The organism is Hymenobacter metallilatus (genome assembly GCF_003944705.1).
Taxonomy (GTDB): Bacteria; Bacteroidota; Bacteroidia; order Cytophagales; family Hymenobacteraceae; genus Hymenobacter; species Hymenobacter metallilatus.
Genome location: NZ_RWIS01000003.1, coordinates 287,354 through 306,685, shown reverse-complemented (window position 1 = coordinate 306,685; position 19,332 = coordinate 287,354). Strand labels below are relative to the sequence as shown.

The 19,332-nt window shown below is 61.1% G+C and carries 15 protein-coding genes; 7 read left to right on the top strand and 8 right to left on the bottom strand.

The features are described 5' to 3' along the window. The first annotated feature begins 207 nt into the window (after window positions 1-207). Window positions 208-1,539, top strand: coding sequence for a hemolysin family protein (locus EI290_RS06850; RefSeq protein ID WP_185816879.1), 1,332 nt, complete (start codon window positions 208-210; stop codon window positions 1,537-1,539). A gap of 81 nt (window positions 1,540-1,620) precedes the next feature. Here the strand turns inward: EI290_RS06850 and EI290_RS22385 are convergent, their stop codons facing one another. The 8 genes from EI290_RS22385 to EI290_RS06810 all read right to left on the bottom strand — a co-directional run bounded on the left by EI290_RS22385 (window position 1,621) and on the right by EI290_RS06810 (window position 9,462). Beyond that, on the bottom strand, window positions 1,621-2,151 hold the full coding sequence (locus EI290_RS22385; protein ID WP_185816878.1) for a hypothetical protein: 531 nt from the start codon (window positions 2,149-2,151) through the stop codon (window positions 1,621-1,623). Between the two features lie 135 nt (window positions 2,152-2,286). After that, window positions 2,287-2,805, bottom strand: a complete 519-nt coding sequence (locus EI290_RS06840; RefSeq protein WP_125428032.1) for a gamma carbonic anhydrase family protein — start codon at window positions 2,803-2,805, stop codon at window positions 2,287-2,289. 254 nt (window positions 2,806-3,059) lie between these two features. Next, the gene (locus EI290_RS06835) at window positions 3,060-4,043 is read right to left on the bottom strand and encodes a radical SAM protein (RefSeq protein ID WP_125428031.1); all 984 of its coding nucleotides are present in this window, start codon (window positions 4,041-4,043) and stop codon (window positions 3,060-3,062) included. Window positions 4,044-4,195: 152 nt separating this feature from the next. Beyond that, window positions 4,196-4,957, bottom strand: a complete 762-nt coding sequence (locus tag EI290_RS06830) for an endonuclease III domain-containing protein (RefSeq protein ID WP_125428029.1) — start codon at window positions 4,955-4,957, stop codon at window positions 4,196-4,198. Between the two features lie 90 nt (window positions 4,958-5,047). Then, window positions 5,048-5,755: an OmpA family protein gene (locus EI290_RS06825; RefSeq protein WP_125428027.1), complete on the bottom strand. Its 708-nt coding sequence runs from the start codon at window positions 5,753-5,755 to the stop codon at window positions 5,048-5,050. 434 nt (window positions 5,756-6,189) lie between these two features. After that, window positions 6,190-6,927 (bottom strand): OmpA family protein, encoded by a 738-nt coding sequence (locus EI290_RS06820; protein ID WP_246008878.1) that lies wholly within the window; start codon window positions 6,925-6,927, stop codon window positions 6,190-6,192. Window positions 6,928-7,158: 231 nt separating this feature from the next. Continuing rightward, window positions 7,159-8,046 carry an acetyl-CoA carboxylase, carboxyltransferase subunit beta gene (gene accD, locus EI290_RS06815; RefSeq protein ID WP_125428025.1) on the bottom strand — a complete coding sequence of 296 codons (888 nt, stop codon included), beginning with the start codon at window positions 8,044-8,046 and terminating at the stop codon, window positions 7,159-7,161. Between the two features lie 363 nt (window positions 8,047-8,409). Further along, window positions 8,410-9,462 carry a class I fructose-bisphosphate aldolase gene (locus EI290_RS06810; protein WP_125428023.1) on the bottom strand — a complete coding sequence of 351 codons (1,053 nt, stop codon included), beginning with the start codon at window positions 9,460-9,462 and terminating at the stop codon, window positions 8,410-8,412. Window positions 9,463-9,628: 166 nt separating this feature from the next. Between EI290_RS06810 and EI290_RS06805 the strand changes: the two genes are divergently transcribed. The 6 genes from EI290_RS06805 to EI290_RS06780 all read left to right on the top strand — a co-directional run bounded on the left by EI290_RS06805 (window position 9,629) and on the right by EI290_RS06780 (window position 19,087). Then, a complete protein-coding gene (locus EI290_RS06805; protein ID WP_246008877.1) occupies window positions 9,629-10,636 on the top strand; it encodes an OmpA/MotB family protein in 1,008 nt (335 codons plus the stop codon). A gap of 628 nt (window positions 10,637-11,264) precedes the next feature. Continuing rightward, window positions 11,265-12,710: an AMP-binding protein gene (locus tag EI290_RS06800; RefSeq protein WP_185816877.1), complete on the top strand. Its 1,446-nt coding sequence runs from the start codon at window positions 11,265-11,267 to the stop codon at window positions 12,708-12,710. Then, a complete protein-coding gene (locus EI290_RS06795; RefSeq protein WP_125428019.1) occupies window positions 12,707-13,855 on the top strand; it encodes a DUF3419 family protein in 1,149 nt (382 codons plus the stop codon). Before EI290_RS06800 ends, EI290_RS06795 begins: the two co-directional genes overlap by 4 nt. Next, window positions 13,848-15,047 (top strand): aminoglycoside phosphotransferase family protein, encoded by a 1,200-nt coding sequence (locus tag EI290_RS06790; RefSeq protein WP_125428017.1) that lies wholly within the window; start codon window positions 13,848-13,850, stop codon window positions 15,045-15,047. The genes EI290_RS06795 and EI290_RS06790 overlap by 8 nt, the downstream gene beginning before the upstream one ends. A 176-nt stretch (window positions 15,048-15,223) precedes the next feature. Continuing rightward, complete coding sequence (locus tag EI290_RS06785; protein ID WP_125428015.1) at window positions 15,224-16,099, top strand: UbiA prenyltransferase family protein; 876 nt, start codon at window positions 15,224-15,226, stop codon at window positions 16,097-16,099. Window positions 16,100-16,492: 393 nt separating this feature from the next. Next, window positions 16,493-19,087 (top strand): PEP/pyruvate-binding domain-containing protein, encoded by a 2,595-nt coding sequence (locus EI290_RS06780; RefSeq protein ID WP_125428013.1) that lies wholly within the window; start codon window positions 16,493-16,495, stop codon window positions 19,085-19,087. Window positions 19,088-19,332: the final 245 nt, after the last annotated feature.

Sequence of the window (19,332 nt, the reverse complement as noted above, 5' to 3'; positions counted from 1 at the left end):
GAAGGGCCGAAGACGGTGCAAAGGTCGGCAGAAACCGCAACAGCCAACCGCCGAAAGTAGTTTTTCCGGGAGCAAAGCTGCATCGGTTTCCCTTGCCGGCCGGGTATTCTTCAACTCAAACCAGGGTATTTTCCAACCGCTTGCGCCGAATGTCGTATTTTTGCCTTACAATGGAAGGCCGACCGGTTGAGTCAGGCTTCTGCACCTATGGCTTTAAATATAGTATTGACCATCCTGCTGGTATTGCTGAATGGCTTTTTTGTAGCAGCGGAATTTGCTTTCGTGAAGGTTCGGCCTTCGCAAATTGACATCAAAGCCCAGAGTGGCAACCGCCTGGCCAAGCTGGTGCAGAGCATGCTGCACGACCTGAATTATTACCTGTCGGCCACCCAGCTGGGTATTACGGTGGCCTCCCTGGCCTTGGGTTGGGTAGGAGAAAGTGTAGTAGCCGAAGTGGTACTGGCTATCATCGATAAACTGGGCCTGACCGTAAGCCCCACGTTGGTGCACCAGATTGCCATTGGTACTTCCTTCACGCTTATCACCACTTTGCACATTGTACTGGGCGAGCAGGCACCCAAAGTGCTGGCCATCCGCAAGCCCGAGAATGTCAGTATTGCCATTGCCATTCCGCTCTGGGCTTTTGCCTGGATTACTTTTCCGCTTATCTGGCTGCTGGATAAGCTCTCGAACCTGGTGCTGCGCCTGTTTGGGGTAGCTTCGGTGCATGAGCATGAGGTGCATACCTCCGAGGAGCTGCGCCTGCTGCTGGATCAGAGCAAGCAGAGCGGGGAGCTGCAGGAATCGGAGCACGAGCTGCTGGAAAATGTGTTTGAGTTCAACGACCGGATGGTGAAGCAGATTATGGTGCCCCGCACCAAGCTCTCGGCCATTGATATCAATACGCCCCAGGATGTAGTGCTGGAAACGGTGTACAACGAAGGATTTTCTCGGATTCCGGTGTACGAGGGCAACATCGACAATATCGTGGGCGTGCTCTACGTAAAAGACTTACTGCAGATTATCCGACGGCAGGAACCCATTGAGCTGGCCAAAATCATGCGTCCGGCCTACTTTGTGCCCGAAACCAAAAAAATTAACCGCCTGCTGCGCCAGTTTCAGCGCAAGCACATGCATATGGCCGTGGTGTCGGATGAGTTTGGGGGCGTCTCGGGCATCGTAACCATGGAGGATATTGTGGAGGAGCTGGTGGGCGAAATCCAGGATGAGTACGACAACGAAGTGCCGGTAGTAGAGAAGGTTTCGGAAAGTGAATACCGCGTGAATACGGCTACACCCATTTCCGACGCCAACGAGTACCTGCCCTACCCCCTGCCCGAAGGCGACGACTACGAAACCGTGGGTGGCCTGCTGAACGTGCTGTACGGCAACATTCCGGAAGTAGGCGACGTGGCTGTGCTCGACAGCTACGAGTTCCGGGTACTGAAGCGCTCCGGCCGTGCCGTGGAGCTGGTGCAGCTACGGGTTACCAATGCCGAGGAGCAACTGGAGGACACCGGAGAAGCCCTGGCCCTATAAAGCTCACTGCCACTACTTCCTAAAAAGAAAGCCCCGTTAGGTTTCTGACGGGGCTTTCTTTTCAGGAAGTAGCGGAGCAGGTTATTTTCCGCTGATCAGGGCAATAATCAGCATAATCAGGCCAACCAGAAACGTAACGCCGCCAATAGTGGCCACGAAGTTGGTTCCACCAATCAGCCCGCCAATCAGCAGAATAACCAGTCCTATCCCGATAACAATACCAGCCGTACCGGCTTTCGACTGAGCCTGCCCGGCCTTGGCAACATCTGGCTGGCGGCGCAGCTGCTTGGTAACTTTGGCCACTGCGGCACGCTGAAATATCCCTGCTTTGCCGGGCAGCACCAGGTGCCGGGCAGGCGTCATTGCTTTGCGGCTAGCCGTTGCCGCAGGAGCAGCAGGAGCCGAAGGGGCCGGAGCAGCAGGTGCGGCAGCCGGTTTCCCGGCGGATACGGCAAGTGGCAGAGCGGCGGGGGCTGGCTGGGCTGTTACCCGGTTGGTAACCTCATGATAGGGAGAGGTAGCTGGCCGGAAAGCATAGTGGCTGCTGTTACAAGAAACCAGAGAGGCGGTGGCCAGCACGGTGCCGACCAGGTAAGCGTACAATTTGGACATGAATAGAGGGTAAGAAAAGTGAATAGAAAGCTACCCTCTTTCATGACGCATATGAGCACCGGAAAGAAAGGTGAATTTCTCCGTCCAAATTACTTGCCCCCTCTGCATTTCACAAAGCTACTCTCCCCTTGAAGCTCATTTTCCTACAAACCAGCTGGCATACAGCTGGTAGTTTGCGGCCGTCTGCCGCAAGCCGGCCCGTTGCTCCTCGCTCACGGGTTTGATTTTGCGGGCCGGAACCCCGGCGTAGAGGTAACCCGGCTCACACTGGGTATCTTCCAGCACCACGGCGCCGGCGGCTACAATGCAGCCAGCCCCTACAACCGCCCGGTCCATTACAATAGCACCCATGCCAATGAGCACATCATCCGCCACTGTGCAGCCGTGCACAATGGCCTTGTGCCCGATGCTCACGCGGGAGCCGATGACGGTGGCCGCCTTTTGATATGTGCAGTGAATCACGGCCCCATCCTGAATGTTGGTTTCGTCGCCAACCCGGATGCTGTTCACGTCGCCGCGCACTACGGCCTGAAACCACACGGTGCAGCCCCGGCCCAGCAGTACGTCGCCTACTACGGTGGCATTATCGGCCAGAAAGCAGTCGGGGCCAAATTGCGGGTGCTTATCCTGAACGGGTAGAATGAGGGCGGGCATGGGAGTGAAATGGATGAACGGGTGAATTGTTAGACGAGGCGGTTGAGCTGGCGGATGCTGAATGGATTATTCTGCTGTCATCTTTTATCTGCTGTCGTCAGCACGAAGGACCTTGGCACAGCTGCACAATATTGTGTGTGGCAATAAGTTTTCTGGCAAAGGCTCGCAGAGGAATGCGCCTACGTGAGCAAAGGCGGTACTGATGTAATACGGTTTTCCGTGCATTCAGGACCTAAACTCACCATTTCACCAACTCACCGCGCCAGCATCCGTTTCCAGGTACCTTTTTCCCAGTTGTATTTGAGGGTGCTGGGCAGGGCCTGCCAGAAATATTTGCTGGTTTCGACGGCGAAGCTGGGCTGCATGTAGCAGTTGATCGTACATCCTTCGCACTGAGGCAAGCGGCCCTCAAGTGCCACCAGCCGTTGCACCGGTTCCGAGTGGTACAGGTCGTACAGCTGCCCTTCAATGGGAAATTTCTGCTCGCCCAGGTGGTAGCAGGGCAGCACCAGCTCGTTGCTGGGCGAGATAACCAGGGTGGTACTGGCAGCCCGGCACACGGGAGCTGCCACGTGGTTGCCTCCGTCCCGTCGGAGCTGTATAAACGCCTCGTTGAGGTACACGCCCGGCCGCTTCCCAAACGCCGACAGATAATCCAGCTCTTCCGGGGTAAGTTGCTCCCCGGTGTCAACGGCATTGTATTCAAAGGCCGGGTTGAGAATCAGCATGAGCTGGTTGGGTTGGGCAATTTCCTGGTACACCTTTTCCAGGTCCGGCAGGTTCTGCCGAAACACCGTGAACAGTATGTCCGGCCGCTCGCCCAACTCCCGGGCTACCCGAATGCTTTCCAGCACAAAATCGAAACAGGCCACGCCCCGGCCTTTATCGTGTACTTCTTTCTCGGAGGCATCCAGAGAGAAATGCAGCATATCTACTTTGCCCCGCAGCCGCTCGGCGTATTTGGGGTAGAGCAGGCAGTTGGTCGTAAGCGTGGTAATAAAGCCCAGCTCGTGGGCCAGAGCCACAAACTCATGAATCTGACGGTGCAGCAGCGGCTCGCCGCCCGTAAAATCCACTACCGATACGCCCAGCTGCTTCAGGCTGCGCAGATTTTGCTCTACGTCCGCCAGCGTGATGTAGGGCGAAGGTTTTTCCCAAATATCACAGAACGAGCACTTGGCATTGCACCGGTACGTAACGTAGTAATTGCACAGAACCGGATGGCGAACAAGGCGCATAGCTCGTTTTTTGTTGTCTACTGTCTGTTTTTCGTTGGTGGTAACGGCTGCTTACCCGGTAACTACTGCTGGCCCAGAGCCCAGTCAGTACCGCCTAGCTGCCTTCACCAACGGCCCAAACGAAAAGCAAACAACAAATAACGACAAACCATTTAATGCGGCAGCTTGCCCCAGGTTTCGTCCCAGTGAGCGGGCGTGGCAGCCAGGGCCTCGGGGGTGGCGGGGCCGTAGTGCTCCTGGTAGTAGGAGCAGAAGCTTTTGAGCGGGCACCGGGCGCAAGCGGGTTTTAGGAAAAAGCAGATTTGCTGCCCGTGCCAGTAATTGTGCTTGTGAAAATTAAGCAACGTCAGGGCATCCTTGGGCAGTTGCTCCAGGAGCACATGATGGGCTTTTTCCACTGACACCTTCGGGCCTATCATGCCCACGCGCTGTGCTACGCGGTGCACGTGAGCATCAACGGGCAATACGGGCTTATGAAAATTGAATAACAGCACCAACGAGGCCGTTTTCAACCCAATACCCGGCATATCATTCAGCCACTGCATGGCTTGCTCGGTGGTCCACTCCCGCAGAAAATCCAGGTCAAACTCTCCCCGCTCCGCCCGGATGCGGCGCAGAATTTCCTGAATGCGCGGGGCCTGAGTATCGGGCCAGCGGGTTGTCCGGATGGCGTGGGCCAGTTCCGCAGTAGGGGCCGCCAGCACCCCCGCCCAGTCGCCGTAGGCTTCCAGCATCCGGTCGTACGCCAGCTCCTCATCGGCGTGGGTGGTCCGATGCGACAATACCGTGGAAATGAGCTCCCGCATGGGAGAGCGGCGGGGATTATCGAGGGTCAGAGGCGGATAAAACCGATTCAGGACGGCGTGATTTTCCTGGGTTTTTTCGGCAGGTAATGAGCTGTAAGTGGCAGGCATAGGGCAGATATCGGCAGATAGGGCTAAAAACAGTACGGCCCTGCCACCAAACTGGTGACAGGGCCGCCGAAAAAACTACCGGCAGTTGCCTTAGATGGTGCCTTTTTCAGCTGCTTTCTTCAGCTTTTCATTTGCGAAAATGGCTACTTCCACGCGACGGTTTGCCTGACGGCCGGCTTCGGTGGTGTTGTCGGCAATAGGCTGCTTGGAGCCGTAGCCGGTTACCGTGAAGCGCGAAGCGTCCACGCCTTGCTGCTGGGTGTAGTTAGCAACGGCCTGGGCCCGACGCTGAGACAGGGGGTCGTTGATGGCATCGTTGCCGGTGTTGTCGGTGTGGCCTTCTACAATTACGTTGGTGTCGCCGTACTTGATGAGGGTTTTGGCCAGCTCCTGGATGTTTTCCTGGGCAGCCGAGGTAAGAGCCGAGGAGTTTTTAGCAAACAGCAGGCCGGAGTCGAAGGTAATTTTGATACCCTCACCCACGCGCTCCACTTTGGCGCCGGCCATTTCTTTTTTCAGCTCAGCCGCCTGCTTATCCATGCGGCGGCCAATGAGGGCACCAGCACCACCACCCACGGCGGCACCAATAATGGCCCCCTTGGCAGTGCCCGATTTACCACCAATTACGCGGCCAAGCACAGCGCCACCGGCCGCACCACCCAGGCCACCAATAACGGCCCCTTTAGCGGTTTTGCTCCAGGGCTTCTTGGTAGTGGTAGTGGTTTGGGCCTCAGCGTAGTTGCTACCCAGTAGCAGCACAGCCAGCATGAGGGCGAATAACGAACGAAGATTTTTCATGGGTTTGGGGAGGTTAGTGTGTTGGTGTGAAGTAAAGGGAAAAGCAGCAGAAAAGGCTCGGTACAACATCTGAATAAGGTTGCTGCCAGTCGTACCAAGGGTTTTGCAACCACCTTGCCAAAAATGATTTCAGCGGGTGGAAATTATCAAAATACTGGGCAACTGCCCCTACCGGGTGGCTTAAGCGGCCCAAACTACTTCCCTACCAGCCGGTAAGCCTCCCCCCGGTATTACGTGGGCAAGCACCAGTATGCACCTTGCGTACCCTCAACGGCAGGCTACCAGCTCATACGGGCAGAAAAAGCTGCGGAAATTTCGGCAATGGCCGCCTGCTCTACCCATACGCCGCCAGCAGGTGGTTTCTACCCCGCAGGCGCAAAAAAAAGTCACCTCCCTGGGAGGCGACTTTTTTTGTGCTGTGCCACTGCAGAGAATTAGAGGCGGCCGGCTTCAGCGGCTTTCTTCATTTTCTCGTTGGCATAAATGGCAATTTCTACGCGGCGGTTGGCCTGCTTGCCTTCAGCAGTAGTATTGTCGCCGATGGGCTGGCTGGAGCCGTAGCCTTTGGTGGTAATACGGGCCGCATCAACCCCCTGGGAGGTAGTGTAGTTGGCAACAGCCTGGGCCCGACGCTCCGAAAGTGGCTGGTTAATGGCATCCGAGCCGCTGGCATCGGTGTGGCCTTCCACCAGTACGTTGGTATCGGGGTACTTCTTCAGGATTTCAGCCATTTTCTGGATTTCCGTCATAGAAGCAGCGCGCAGGTCGCTCTTGTTGGTATCGAAGAGGATGCCCGAGTCGAAGGTAATTTTGATACCCTCACCCACGCGCTCTACCTTGGCATTCTGCATGTCACGCTGCAGCTCCTCGGCCTGTTTGTCCATTTTGCGGCCAATAAGGGCACCTCCGGTACCACCCACGGCAGCCCCAATGATAGCGCCGGCAGCCGTACCGTTCTTGCCCCCGATTACGCGGCCCAGCACCCCGCCTACTACGGCTCCGCCGCCAGCCCCGATCAGGCCGCCCTTGGCGGTTTTGCTCATGCCCGTTTTGCGGGGACCGGTGCCGTTCGTGTCGGCTTCCGGAATGTTGGGGTTGCGGGTAGTGGCGCAGGAGCTTACGAATAGCACGAAGGCCATTAACAGCGTCAGAAGCGAATTGCGAGAAGTCATAAGAAAGAAACTTGGTGGAGAGAAAAAGAGCGGATTGCGGGGTTTTGCAGGTTCTTACTGCGGTTGGGTAAAAAATGTTCGGCAAATATAGACCAGTTACTATACCGCCTGTGGCAAAAGCACCGGTGTTTCGCTTGTCCAAGCAAAAAGCCCGTTAAACGCGCCGAATGCACGTTTAACGGGCTTTAGCCAAAAAGCTTGCCGAAAATTTCCGGCCGGGATTCTTTGGGCCTAGCGCGTAAGGGTAGCAGGCTCAGTGGCAGCCACTTCAACGGGCTTAAGCATGGTTAGCAGCTCGGTAAGTTTATTTTTCAGGTGCTTGCGGTCCACGATAAAATCCAGGAACCCGTGTTCCAGCACAAACTCGGCGCTCTGGAAGCCTTTAGGCAAATCTTTGCCAATGGTTTCCTTGATAACCCGGGGGCCGGCAAAACCGATAAGGGCCCCCGGCTCGGCAATGTTAAAGTCGCCGAGCATGGCAAAAGAAGCGGTTACGCCGCCGGTAGTGGGGTCGGTGAGCAGAGAAATGTAGGGCAGGCCAGCTTCCGACAGCAGCGCCAGCTTGGCCGAGGTTTTAGCCATTTGCATCAGGGAGTAGCCGGCTTCCATCATGCGGGCTCCACCGGAGCGCGAAATCATAAGGAAGGGCAGCCGGTTCTGCCGGGCATAGTCGATGGCGCGGGCAATTTTTTCGCCGACTACTGAGCCCATGGAGCCCCCAATGAATTTGAAATCCATGGCGGCAACTACTACGCCCAGCCCATTCATCTGGCCGTGGGCCGAGCGCACGGCATCTTTCAGGCCGGTGCTACGCTCCGTAGCAGCTACGCGCTGAGGGTAGGCTTTGGTGTCCACGAAGCGCAGCGGGTCAGCGGAGTGCATCTCGGCATCCAACTCCTGGTACTGGTGGTTATCAAACAAAAAGTCGAAATAATCGGCTGCATCAATCCGGTCGTGGTGCCCACAGTTGCCGCAGGTAGAGAGCAGGCGCTTATGTTCAACCATGGTAACAACCGTTTTGCACTCCGGGCACTTGTACCACAGGCCGTCGGGTGTTTCTTTCTTCTGCTCCGTGGGCGTTACAATGCCTTTTTCTTTGCGCTTAAACCAAGATGACATATGAAGAGGGGCTTGAGTCGATGGGGTGGGTGCAGAACCGATGCCTGCTGCCAAGGCGCAAGGTACGGCAGAATACAAAAGCGAGAAAGGGGAGTGAAGGTACGAGAAAGATGGGGGATAAGGTCAGCAGGAAACTGTCATTCCGAGCGAAGCCGAGGAATGACAGTTTCCTGCTGACGTTGAAGTACGGCCGCAACATCAGCACGCCCGGTTTCTCCTGCCGGCGGAATAACAGGTAGCCTCGGACGTCAGCACGCCCGATTTCTCGACTACACCTTCGGACCCTGGCTTGATGCGCCACATGCTCGGAATGCCGTCCCTTTTTCTCTATCAGTTCATTGCTTCACTTCTTCATCATTGCCCTCACGCCAGCGTAATTCGCTCGTCGAGGTACACATCCTGAATGGCGTGGAGTAGGTCTACGCCCTCCTTAAACGGGCGCTGAAAGGCTTTACGGCCTGAAATCAGGCCCTGGCCGCCGGCCCGCTTATTGATGATGGCCGTGCGGATGGCAGCTTCCCGGTCGCCGGCACCCAGGCTTTCGCCCCCGGAGTTAATGAGGCCAATGCGCCCCATGTAGCAACTGGCCACCTGGTAGCGCGTCAGGTCGATGGGGTTGCTGGTGGCCAGCTGCTCATACATGGCGGGGTGGGTTTTACCGAATTTCAGGGTAGCAAAGCCCCCGTTGGTTTCGGGCAGTTTCTGCTTGATGATATCCGCTCCAATGGTAACGCCCAGGTGGTTGGCCTGCCCGGTAAGGTCGGCGGCCAGATGATAATCCTGGTCGGTGGTTTTAAAGGCATTATTGCGCAGATAGCACCATAGCACCGTTGCCATACCCAGCTCGTGGGCCCGCTCAAATGCCGCCGACACTTCCTGAATCTGCCGGCTGGACTCTTCGGAGCCAAAATAAATAGTGGCCCCTACCGCCGTAGCGCCCAAATTCCAGGCCTCCTCCACCGAGCCAAACAGAATCTGGTCGTACTTGGTGGGGTAAGTCAGCAGCTCGTTGTGGTTGATTTTGACCAGAAACGGAATGCGGTGGGCGTAGCGCCGGGCCACCGTACCGAAGGTGCCAAACGTAGTGGCTACGGCGTTGCAGCCGCCTTCCACAGCCAGCCGGATAATATTTTCGGGGTCGAAATACATGGGGTTCGGCCCGAAGGAGGCGCCAGCCGTATGCTCGATACCCTGGTCGACGGGCAGGATGCTGAGGTAGCCGGTACCACTAAGGCGGCCGTGGGTATACAGCTGGCCCAGACTGCGCAACACCTGCGGGGTCCGGTTGCCGGGCACGAAACAGCGGTCCAGAAAATCAGGGCCGGGCGCATGCAGCTGCTCCTTGGGAAAGGTGCGGCACTGGTGGTCGAGCAGGGCGGCTGTGTCGGGGGGCAGGTTGTCGAGGATAGAAGCCATGGCGGAAGCAGGAAAAAGGAAACGTCTGAAACCTGTTGTGTACGTAGTGGAAGCCTCAACAGCTACGGGTAGCACATCCGCCGTCGGGGCCTTACCTTGCCGTGCCGGAAGGTACGCAAGGCCTGCGGCCCTGCTTTTCCGCATTTCTCCCCTGATTCCTTTTGCCGTGAAACACATTCCTGCATTTGCTTTCTGCGCACTGCTGGCCGCCTCAGCCCTGCCGGGCTGCGTGGCTTCCAAGAAATACGACGACCTGAAAGCCCGGCAGGCGGCCACCGAGCAAGCTAAAGACGAGGCGGAGCAGCAGTACCGCAAAGCGGTAGCCGAACTAAAAAAGTCTGCCGACGAGCTGGCCCAGCTGCGCCTCGACACCCGCCGCCTCGTGGACGACTCCACCGAAACCGGCCGCAACCTGCGTCGCACCCGCCAGCTCAACGCCCAGCTCACCGACAGCTACGACAAGCTGCTGAAGAACTCTGACCGGGCCATGGCCGACAAATCGGCCGACTACAACAAGGTAGCCAAGGACCTGGCCCGCCGCGAGGCCGAGCTGGGCGAGCTGGATACCAACCTGCGCAAGAGCCGCGCCGACATCGACAAGCTCACGGCTGACCTCACCGCCCGTGAGGCCCGCCTGGCTGAGCTGCAAAAGGCCCTGGCCGAGAAGGACCGGGCCGTGGACGCCCTTAAAGCCAGCGTAAGCAACGCCCTGCGCGGCTTCCAGGGCACCGACTTGCAGGTGAAGATGAAGGACGGCAAAGTGTACGTCTCTCTCTCTGAGCAGCTCCTGTTCAAGTCGGGCTCTACGAAAGTGGACCCCAAGGGCCAGGAAGCCCTAAAGCAGCTAGCTACCGTGCTCCAGCAGCAGCCCGACGTGAACGTGGTAGTAGAGGGTCACACCGATAACGTGCCGTTCAGCCGCCCCGCCGGGGCCATGCAGGACAACTGGGATTTGAGCGTACTGCGGGCCACCGAAATTGCCCGCCTGCTCACCACCGGCGGCGTGGCCTCGGAGCGGGTAACAGCTTCGGGCCGCAGCCAGTACGTGCCCGTGGCCCCCAACGACTCGCCCCAGAACAAAGCCCTCAACCGCCGCACCGAAATTATCCTCACCCCCAAGCTCAACGAGCTGCTCAAGATTCTGGACTCGAACTCGACGGCGGGCGGGAAGTAGGTTGTGGGGCGGCTGGCTATTTAATGGAGAGTCGAACGTATTGCGGTGTACTCGTTTAATGGTTCGCCTCACCCCCCGGCCCCCTCTCCGAAAAAGGAGAGAGGAAGCCTGAGGAAAAAGACTACTTTGCTTTCGCCTCACCACTTAAGCATGTTGGTAGGAGAAGCGTGTCACTCATTTCAGAAGCCCCGGCGGAACGGCACTACCAGTTGGTGGTAGGGCCGGCCCGCCGGGGCTCTTTCTATTTCATCAGGATGTACGCAACGGGCCAATAGAACACTGCGAGACACTGCGTATTCCTCTGCGAAACACTGCGAGCAATGAAACAGCACGGTGGTTTTTGCAAACCCTGTTTATTCTGAAAGCAGCCTACCCATATGTCGCCCTGTTGGAGCCATATAGATCTGCTGTAAAATCAATTTATATCATGCATAAATATCTATAAAACAACACTATACACCCATACCAAGCTCAAGTCACAAAGTCTGATTAGTTGAAAGCGTGGTTGGACAATGTGCAACGGTAGCGGCACCTTTCTGCCATGCAACCACTCGTGCAGTTCTCCGGCTCATCCATACAACTTCTACCCCGCACGGCAGCCGGGCCCGCGCAGCCCGCTGCTTCGGCTATGAACCGTGTTCAGCCCGGCAATTACCTCCAACTTATACATGACAAACTGCGGCGGCAGCCGGAGCAGGTGTGCCTGGTGTGGCCCACGGCGGACGGTGAACAAGCCGTTTCCTACACCGGCGGGGAGCTGCTGCACCGGGTGGCGGCCGGCCGGGAAAAGCTATTGGCGCAAAAGGTGCGGGCGGGTCAGGCGGTGCTGCTGGCCGTGCCGGTAAGCGTGGAGTTGGTGGGCGGGCTGCTGGCCGTGCTGGCGCTGGGGGCCGTGCCGGTACTGCCCCCGGCCGGCGCAACCCCGAAACAGCTGATGGAGCTGACGCGGCAACTGAACATTCGGGTGGTGCTGATGGCCGCGCCAAGCCGGCTGCTGCGGCTGGCGGCCTGGCTGCGGGGGCTGCGGCTGGTGGCGGCTGATTGCCCGCCGGGGCCGGTTGCGCTGGATTGGGTGGCCGTGGCGGTGCCCCCGGAGCAGGCGGCTTTGGTGTCGCACAGCTCCGGATCCACGGGGCGGCCCAAGGCCATCCGACGCAGCCACGCGGTACTGCGGGCCCAGCACGAAACCATTAAGGCCGCCTTTCCGCCCTGGGCCGGGCAGCGCGACTTTCCGCTGTTCCCCAACATTCTGCTGCACAACCTGGCGGCGGGCGTGGTGAGCGTGCTGCCGGCGGTGCCCTGGCACAACCTCCGGCAACTGGACCCGGCCCGGGTGGTGGCGCAGATACAGCGGGAACGGGTACAGACGCTCACCGGCAACGTGTGCTACTTCGCGCGGCTGCTGGCGTATCTGCGGGAGCATCCGGTGGATTTGCCCGACGTAGTGGCCGTGGGCGTGGGCGGCTCCCCGGTGCCGGAGCCGCTGGCCCAGGCGCTGCGGCGGGCTTTTCCGGGCGCTGCGGTACACGTCATCTACGGCTCGTCGGAGGCAGAGCCCATTGCGGTGCGGCCCGTGACGAGCGAGGCCCCTGACCCGCTGCTGGGGTACTGCGTGGGCGCTATCAGGCCGGAGCTGGAGTGGCGCTTCGAGCCGCTGGGCACCTTGCACGTTGGGGCGGCGGGGCAGATGGTGGGCGAGTTGTGGGTGCGCGGGGCGCACGTGGCCACCGCACCCGGCCAGTGGCTGCGCACCGGCGACTATGGCTACGTAGCGGCCGGGCAGCTCTACCTCACGGGCCGCCAGGGTAACGCGCGGCTGCACCGGGGCGTGCAGCACTTCCAAGTGGAGCACCTGCTTCAGCACCGGCCCGGCGTGGAGCAGGTGGCCGCCCGCGCCGATGCGGCCGGCTTCACGGTGCTGGTGCATGGCTCGGTTTCAACTGAGGACGTGGCGGAATTTCTCGCCCAGCACCTGCCGGACGTGCCGTTGGTGGGCATCCGGCGGTGCGCCGCGCTGCCGCTGGACGCGCGGCATCATTCCAAAATTCTATACGACCAGCTTCAATCTCTATGAAAACCGAATTCTGTGCCGTGGCGCTGGACTGTCTGCGCTACTCCCTGGTGTGGGAAGACAGCCGCACCCTTTACGGAGCCCTCACTCTCCAGCCCACCGACCACGTGCTCGTGGTGACGTCGGCCGGGTGCAACGCCCTCAACGCCCTGCTGAAATGCCCGCGCCAAGTGACGGCCATTGACCTGAACCCGGTGCAAAACCAGCTGCTGCGCCTCAAAATGCACGTTATTGCCTTTCACGAGCATAGTGTGCTGCGGGGCTTGCTCGGGCTGGCGGGGCCGGCGGCGGTGACGGATGCCTGGCAGGTGGTGGGCCCTACCCTACCGGACGCGCAGCGGGTGTTCTGGGCGGCGTTTTTCGCTGAAAACCCGGCCGGCATATTGCTGGCGGGGCGGCTGGAACGCTACGTAACCGGCTTTCTGCCTACCCTGGCCCCGGCCCTGCAAGCTAAGCTGCGGCAGCTGGCCGAGTTCGACGACGTGGCCGAGCAGGCCGCCTACTTCGCGGCGGAGCTGGAAACCACCGAGTTTGCCGCCCGGTTCACGGCCTACTTCGATGCGGCCAACCTGAGCCGGGGGCGCGACCCGCGCCTGTTCCGGCACGCGGCCGAGTCGGGCGGGGCGGCGTTTTACGAGCGGCTGCGGGCGGCGGTGCGCACGGAGCTGGTGCGCGACAATTTCTTTTTCCGCTTCTTCTTTTTCGGGCCTGAGCACCTGCCCTACGCCATTCTGCCGCCCTGCTACCAGCGCCGCCACTACGAGCTGCTGCGCCGCCAATTGCCCAAGCTGCGGCTGTTAGAGGGCGAGGCCGTGGATTTTCTGCGCAGCCCCGCCGGCCAGGACGTGACCAAGGCCAGCTTGTCGAACATCTTCGAGTACACCAGCGCGGCTGAGTTCCAGGGCACTGTGCAGGCGCTGTTTGCCGATGGCCGGGCGCTGCGGGTGGTGTACTGGAACCTGCTGCTCGACCAGGGCACGGCCAGTCCCGGCTGCGCCACCTTGCTGCCCGTGGCCGAAGCCGCCTCGGCCCGCCTGAGCCGGCAGGATGCCTGCTTTTACTTCCGCAACGTGCGGGTGCTGGATTCGCGTCTGACCCTGGCCCCGGCCGTCCTTTCTTCCACCTCTACCCTCGCCCACTGTGCCTGACCTGACCACCGCCGACCTGCTGAGCCCAGTCTTCCTGGAAGCCATGCTCCGGGCCCAGAACCCCGCCGCCAACCGCCGCGTGCGGGCCGTGGAGCCGCTGCCCCTCGATAACTCAGCCAGTATTCTGGTCACGCTCACGGCCGGGCAGAGCCGCCGGCCCATCGGCCACTTCGGGCTGTTGCTGACAGTGGAAGAAGCCGGCCAGACCCAGCAACACCGCCTGGTGCTGAAGGTGAAGCCCCACGGCGGCGAAATATCCGCCATGCTGGCCGGGCTGGCCCAGTTGTGCGGAGGCGAGCTGGCGGCGGTGTACCCAGCCTTTGCCGAACGTACCGGCTTTCAACACACCCACCAGCGTGAGCTGGCCGTGTACCAGCGCCCCGTTGCCGGCCTCATGACCCGCATCTGGGGCACCCACGCCGACGATGAAACCGGCCTCTACTGCGTGCTGATGGAATATCTGGAGGACGTGACGCTGCTCAACTCAGTGCTACAGCCCGCGGCCTGGACCGACCAGCACCTGCGCACGGCCCTGGACCAGCTGGCCAGCTGGCACGCCCGCCACCTGCTGCTGCCCGGCACTCCGCCCCCCGCCTGGCCCGACCTGCCCACCGGCCGCTACATGCAGGACCTGGCCCCGCTCTGGGAGGCGCTGCTTACCAACGCCGCCACCCGCTTCCCGGACCTCTATTCCCCCGCCCGCGCCGAGCAGCTACGCGCCGCCATCCGCCAGATTCCGCAGCGCGGGGCCTGGCTGGCAACCCGCCCCCGTACCCTCATCCACAACGACCTGAACCCGCGCAATACCTGCTTTCGGGGCGCGGGCGACGCCCTGCAACTCTGCGCCTACGACTGGGAGCTGGCCACCTACCACGTACCGGTATACGACGCCGTGGAGCTGCTCTGCTTCGTGCTGGATGCCGACCGGTACCACCTCCGCCCCGCCTACCTGGAGCACTACCGCCAGGCCCTGCACCGCCGCACCGGCTACTACCCCGACCCGGCCGCCTTCCGCCAGGAAACCCACTACGCCGCCCTCGATTTCGGCCTGCACCGCCTCGGCATGTACCTCATGGCCCATTCTGTTGGCCCCTACCCCTTCCTGCCCCGCGTAGTCCACAGCTTTTTCGACACCCTGGCCCAAACCGCTTCGGCGGCGGTATGGCACGATGAAGCCGTGTTGGCCAGCTGAACGATGTAGAGACGCGACACTTCGCGTCTCCCGCCAGAACGACCCGTTGAACTGTCATTCCGACGAAGGAGAAATCCGGATGAATCGCACCAACGGCTTGACCCAGATTCCTCCTGCGTCGAAATGACAGAATAAACAACATCAGCACACGCCGAGACGCACTACACTAACTCCTAATGAACATCCGAAACTTTGCGGCTTACCTGAACGAGCGGTTTCCGCTAGTGAACATGGGGCTGTTTGCTATTCTGTTTCTCACGGTGTGGTCGGTGGCGACGGGCGGGGCGGCGTTTGGGTGGCCCGAGGTGGGCGGCATGGCGGCTACCATTTCCTTCTTTTTCCGGCTGCGGGTGTTCGATGAAATCAAGGACTACACCACCGATGCCGTGTACCACCCGCAGCGGGTGCTGCAACAGGGCCGCGTGACGCTGGGGCAGCTGCAACGGCTGGCCTGGCTGGGCGCAGCGGGCGAATTGGTGTGGTCGAAGCAGATGGGCGGGGCGGCCCTGGGCGGCTGGGTGCTAGCCTTGGGGTACAGCTTGTTGATGCGCTACGAGTTTGGCGCGAGCCGCTTCCTGAAGCCGCGGCTGGTGCTGTACGCGGGCAGCCATCTGCTCATCATGCCCCTGGTTATTGCCTGGCTGTGGGCCGCCTACCGCCCCGCTGGGCCGTGGCCGCCGCAGTTCTGGCTGCTGGCCGCACTAAGCCTATTGGGCGGCCTGGCCTTTGAGCTGGCCCGTAAAACTCACGCCCCCACCGCCGAGCGGCCCGGCGTAGATTCTTACTCCCGCACCCTGGGCTACCGCGGAGCCATTGCGGCGGTGCTGCTGGTGCTGCTGGCCGGCGTAGCGGCGCAGAGCGTGCTGCTGCGGCAGCTGCACGCCGGCGCGGCCCCATTCGGACTACTGGCGGGTCTGCTGACTCTTACGCTGCTGGTGTACGCCTGGGCCGCTACCCGCCCCCTGGAAAAGCTGCTACGCCGCGCCGAGCTGCTGGTGTCCCTGTTCATGCTCAGCAGCTACCTCACCCTGATTGCCGAAATGCGCTTGTAGAGACGAAATGGTTGACGTCTCACACTAGAACGGTCCAAATAGAACGGTCCGCTTATTTAAGAAGTCAAAAAGAGGGCGTCATGCTGAGCGAAGGCGCAGCCGCAGTCGAAGCATCTCTACCTCTGGCTAATTCAAGCCCCTCTCCCGGAGGATTCCGCGCATGAAGCGGCGGGGGTTGGGGTGGGGTCCAACGAAGCGGTAGAGGTGCTTCGACAAGCTCAGTATGACGGCCTATTTAGCTTTTCAAACAGCTTCAACATCAGCAACGAGAAACGCGAAGTGTCGCGTCTCTACAACCGCCCAATCCGTCAGGCTCCACTTCTCCTTTTTCGGAGAGGGGGCCGGCCCCGGAGGGGCCCCGTGAGGCACACTACCAGAACATTCCCTATCTCCATGATACTCCACGGCTCCACCCCACCCGCCCACCACACCATCGGCCACAAGGCCCGCGGCCTGTTCCGGCTGCAAGCGGCCGGGCTGCCGTTGCCGGAGTTTCTGGTGCTGCCCGCCGAAACCTTCGATGCGGCCCTGCTGCCCGGGGCCGACGCGGCGCGGCAGCGGGAGCAACTCCGGCAGTTTCCCCTGTCCACGGCCGACCAGGAGGCTATCCGGCGGCAGCTGGTGGCGTGGGGGTTTCCGGGGCGGCCGGTGGTGGTGCGCTCCTCAGTGGCCGATGAAGATGGGGCCGGGGCGTCGTTTGCGGGGCTGATGGACTCGTTTCTGAACCTGACCACCGAGGCCGCCGTGTGGGACGCCATTGGCCGGTGCGCGGCCAGCGCCTACTCCGAGCGGGCATTGGCCTACCGCCGGCAGAAGCAGCTGCCGTTGGCGGCGCGGCCGGCCGTGCTGGTGCAGCGGCAAGTAGCGGCCGAGGCCAGCGGCGTGGTCTTCTCTACCTTCCCCGAATACCCCCAGGAAATGGCCATACATGCCGTGTGGGGCTTCGGCGAAGGGCTGGTGAGCGGACAGCTGGAACCCGACGAGTTCTACCTCGACAAGCAAACCGGCGCAACTTGTCACACGAAGCTGGCGGTTAAGGAAACCCAGTTTCAACCCGCCCCCGGGGGCGAGGGGCTGCACCTGGCCGCCGTGCCCGCCGCCCGGCAGCAGGCTGCCTGCCTCCCGGAAAACCAGCTGGCCGAGCTGTTTGCGGTGGCTAGGCGGCTAGAAAAAGAGTTTGGTGGGCCGCAGGACGTAGAGTTTGTGGTGGAAGCCGGCCGGCTCTGGCTGGTGCAGGCGCGGCCCATCACCCAGCCCATTCCCGAGGTCATCCTCTACGACAACTCCAACATCCAGGAAAGCTACTGCGGCGTGACTACCCCGCTCACGTTCAGCTTCGCGCAGCGGGCCTACGCCACCGTGTACCGCCAAACCATGTGGGTGCTGGGCCTGCCCGCCGCCCGCGTGGCCGCCCACGAAACCACCGTTACCAATCTGCTGGGGCTGGTACGGGGCCGCATCTACTATAACATCAACAACTGGTACCGGGGCTTGCAGCTGCTGCCCTCGTTTCGGCAGAACAAGGCCGATATGGAGCGGATGATGGGCCTGGAAGAGCCCGTGGATTTCGTGATGAGCCGGCGCAAAAGCGTGTTTGAGGCGCTCCGGCTGCTGCCCGGTCTGGCCCTGAATCTGCAGCGGCTGCTCCGCGCCTTCGGCCAACTCGATGCGCGGGTGCCGGCGTTTCAGGCCCATTTCGCGACCGAATATCGGCGGTTCTATGCCCAGCCCCTGGCCTCGCTCGGCGGGATGGAGCTGGTACAGGAAAAAACTCGGCTCGATGAGGTGCTGCTGCAACGATGGACCACGCCCATCATCAACGACTTTCTGGTGATGACCACCAACGGCCGGGTGGGGCGGGGCCTGCAACGGCTGGGCATTGCGCAGCCCGAAGAATTCCTGAGCCGCTACCTTTCCGGCGACCAGCAGGTAGCCAGCACCCAGCCCACCCGTCACCTCCAGGCCCTGGCCCGGCAGGCCTGGGCCCACCCCCAGCTACGGGAGCTGCTCCTGACCTCCACCCCCGACCTGCACGCCCAGGTAGCCTGCCTGGCCCCCGGGTTTCACGAGGCCGTGCAGGAGTTCATTGGCCAGTACGGTGACCGGACGGTGGGCGAGCTGAAGCTGGAAACCACCACCATGCGCGTGGAGCCGGCCGTGTTCTACCAGTACCTGCGTAACTTCCTGCTCGCCCCGCCCACCCCCGAGACTCCCGACACCAGCAGCCCTTTGCAGCAGCAGGCTCGGCAGGAATTGGCGCAGCGGCTGAGCCGGCGCAACCCCTGGTTTCGGTGGCGGCTGCGGCAGCAGCTGGAGCGGCTGCAACAGGCCATCCGGTACCGCGAGGCGCTGCGGCTGGAGCGCACCCGGCTATTCGGCATGTACCGGGCGCTGTACCGGGCTATGGGCATGCAACTGGCGCAGCAGGGCCGGCTGACGGCGGCCGAAGACGTATTCTGGCTGACGGGAACGGAGTTGCTGGCGGCCGTGGCCGGCTCGCCCACCGACCTGCTACCCCTGGTAGCCCAGCGCCACTGCGAGTTCCGGGAGTACGCCCGCCAAGACGTGCCTTCCCGCGTGACGGTGCCCGCGCGGCCGGCTCCGGTGCCGGTGCCCGCCGGGGCGCTGGTCGGCACCGGCTGCTACCCCGGCGTGGTGGAGGGCGAAATCGTCGTTATTACTGACCCCGGCGACGACTTGGCCGTGAGCGGCAAAATCGTGTGTGCCCTGCGCACCGACCCCGGTTGGGCCGCCCTGTTCCCCATGTGCCGGGGCGTCATCATCGAAAAGGGCTCCTCCCTCTCCCATTCCGTGATTCTGCTGCGGGAGCTGGGCATTCCCACCATCATCAACGTACCCCACCTCACCCAGCGCCTCCGCAGCGGCCAGCGCCTCCGCCTGAACGGCACCACCGGGGAAATCGAGGAGCTGCCAACGGATTCGGTTGCGCTGCCAGCAACGGCCGCCGAAACGTTGGCGGCTTTCTGATGAGGACTTGCCATCCGCTCCGTAGCCCAGGGTTTAAACCCTGGGCTAGTGAGACAGGGCCGTTACGTTCTGTCGGTGCGCCTCACCCCCCGGCCCACTCTCCGAAAAGGAGAGGGGGAGCCTGACGAATAAGACAGACTGACGAGGTAGAACATAACGGTTCTAAGTTGGGAGATTGTGAGAAGTGCCTGTAAAGTATAGCTGAGAAATCACGCAAAGCGAAAACGCTTCGCCATTATCGTCCG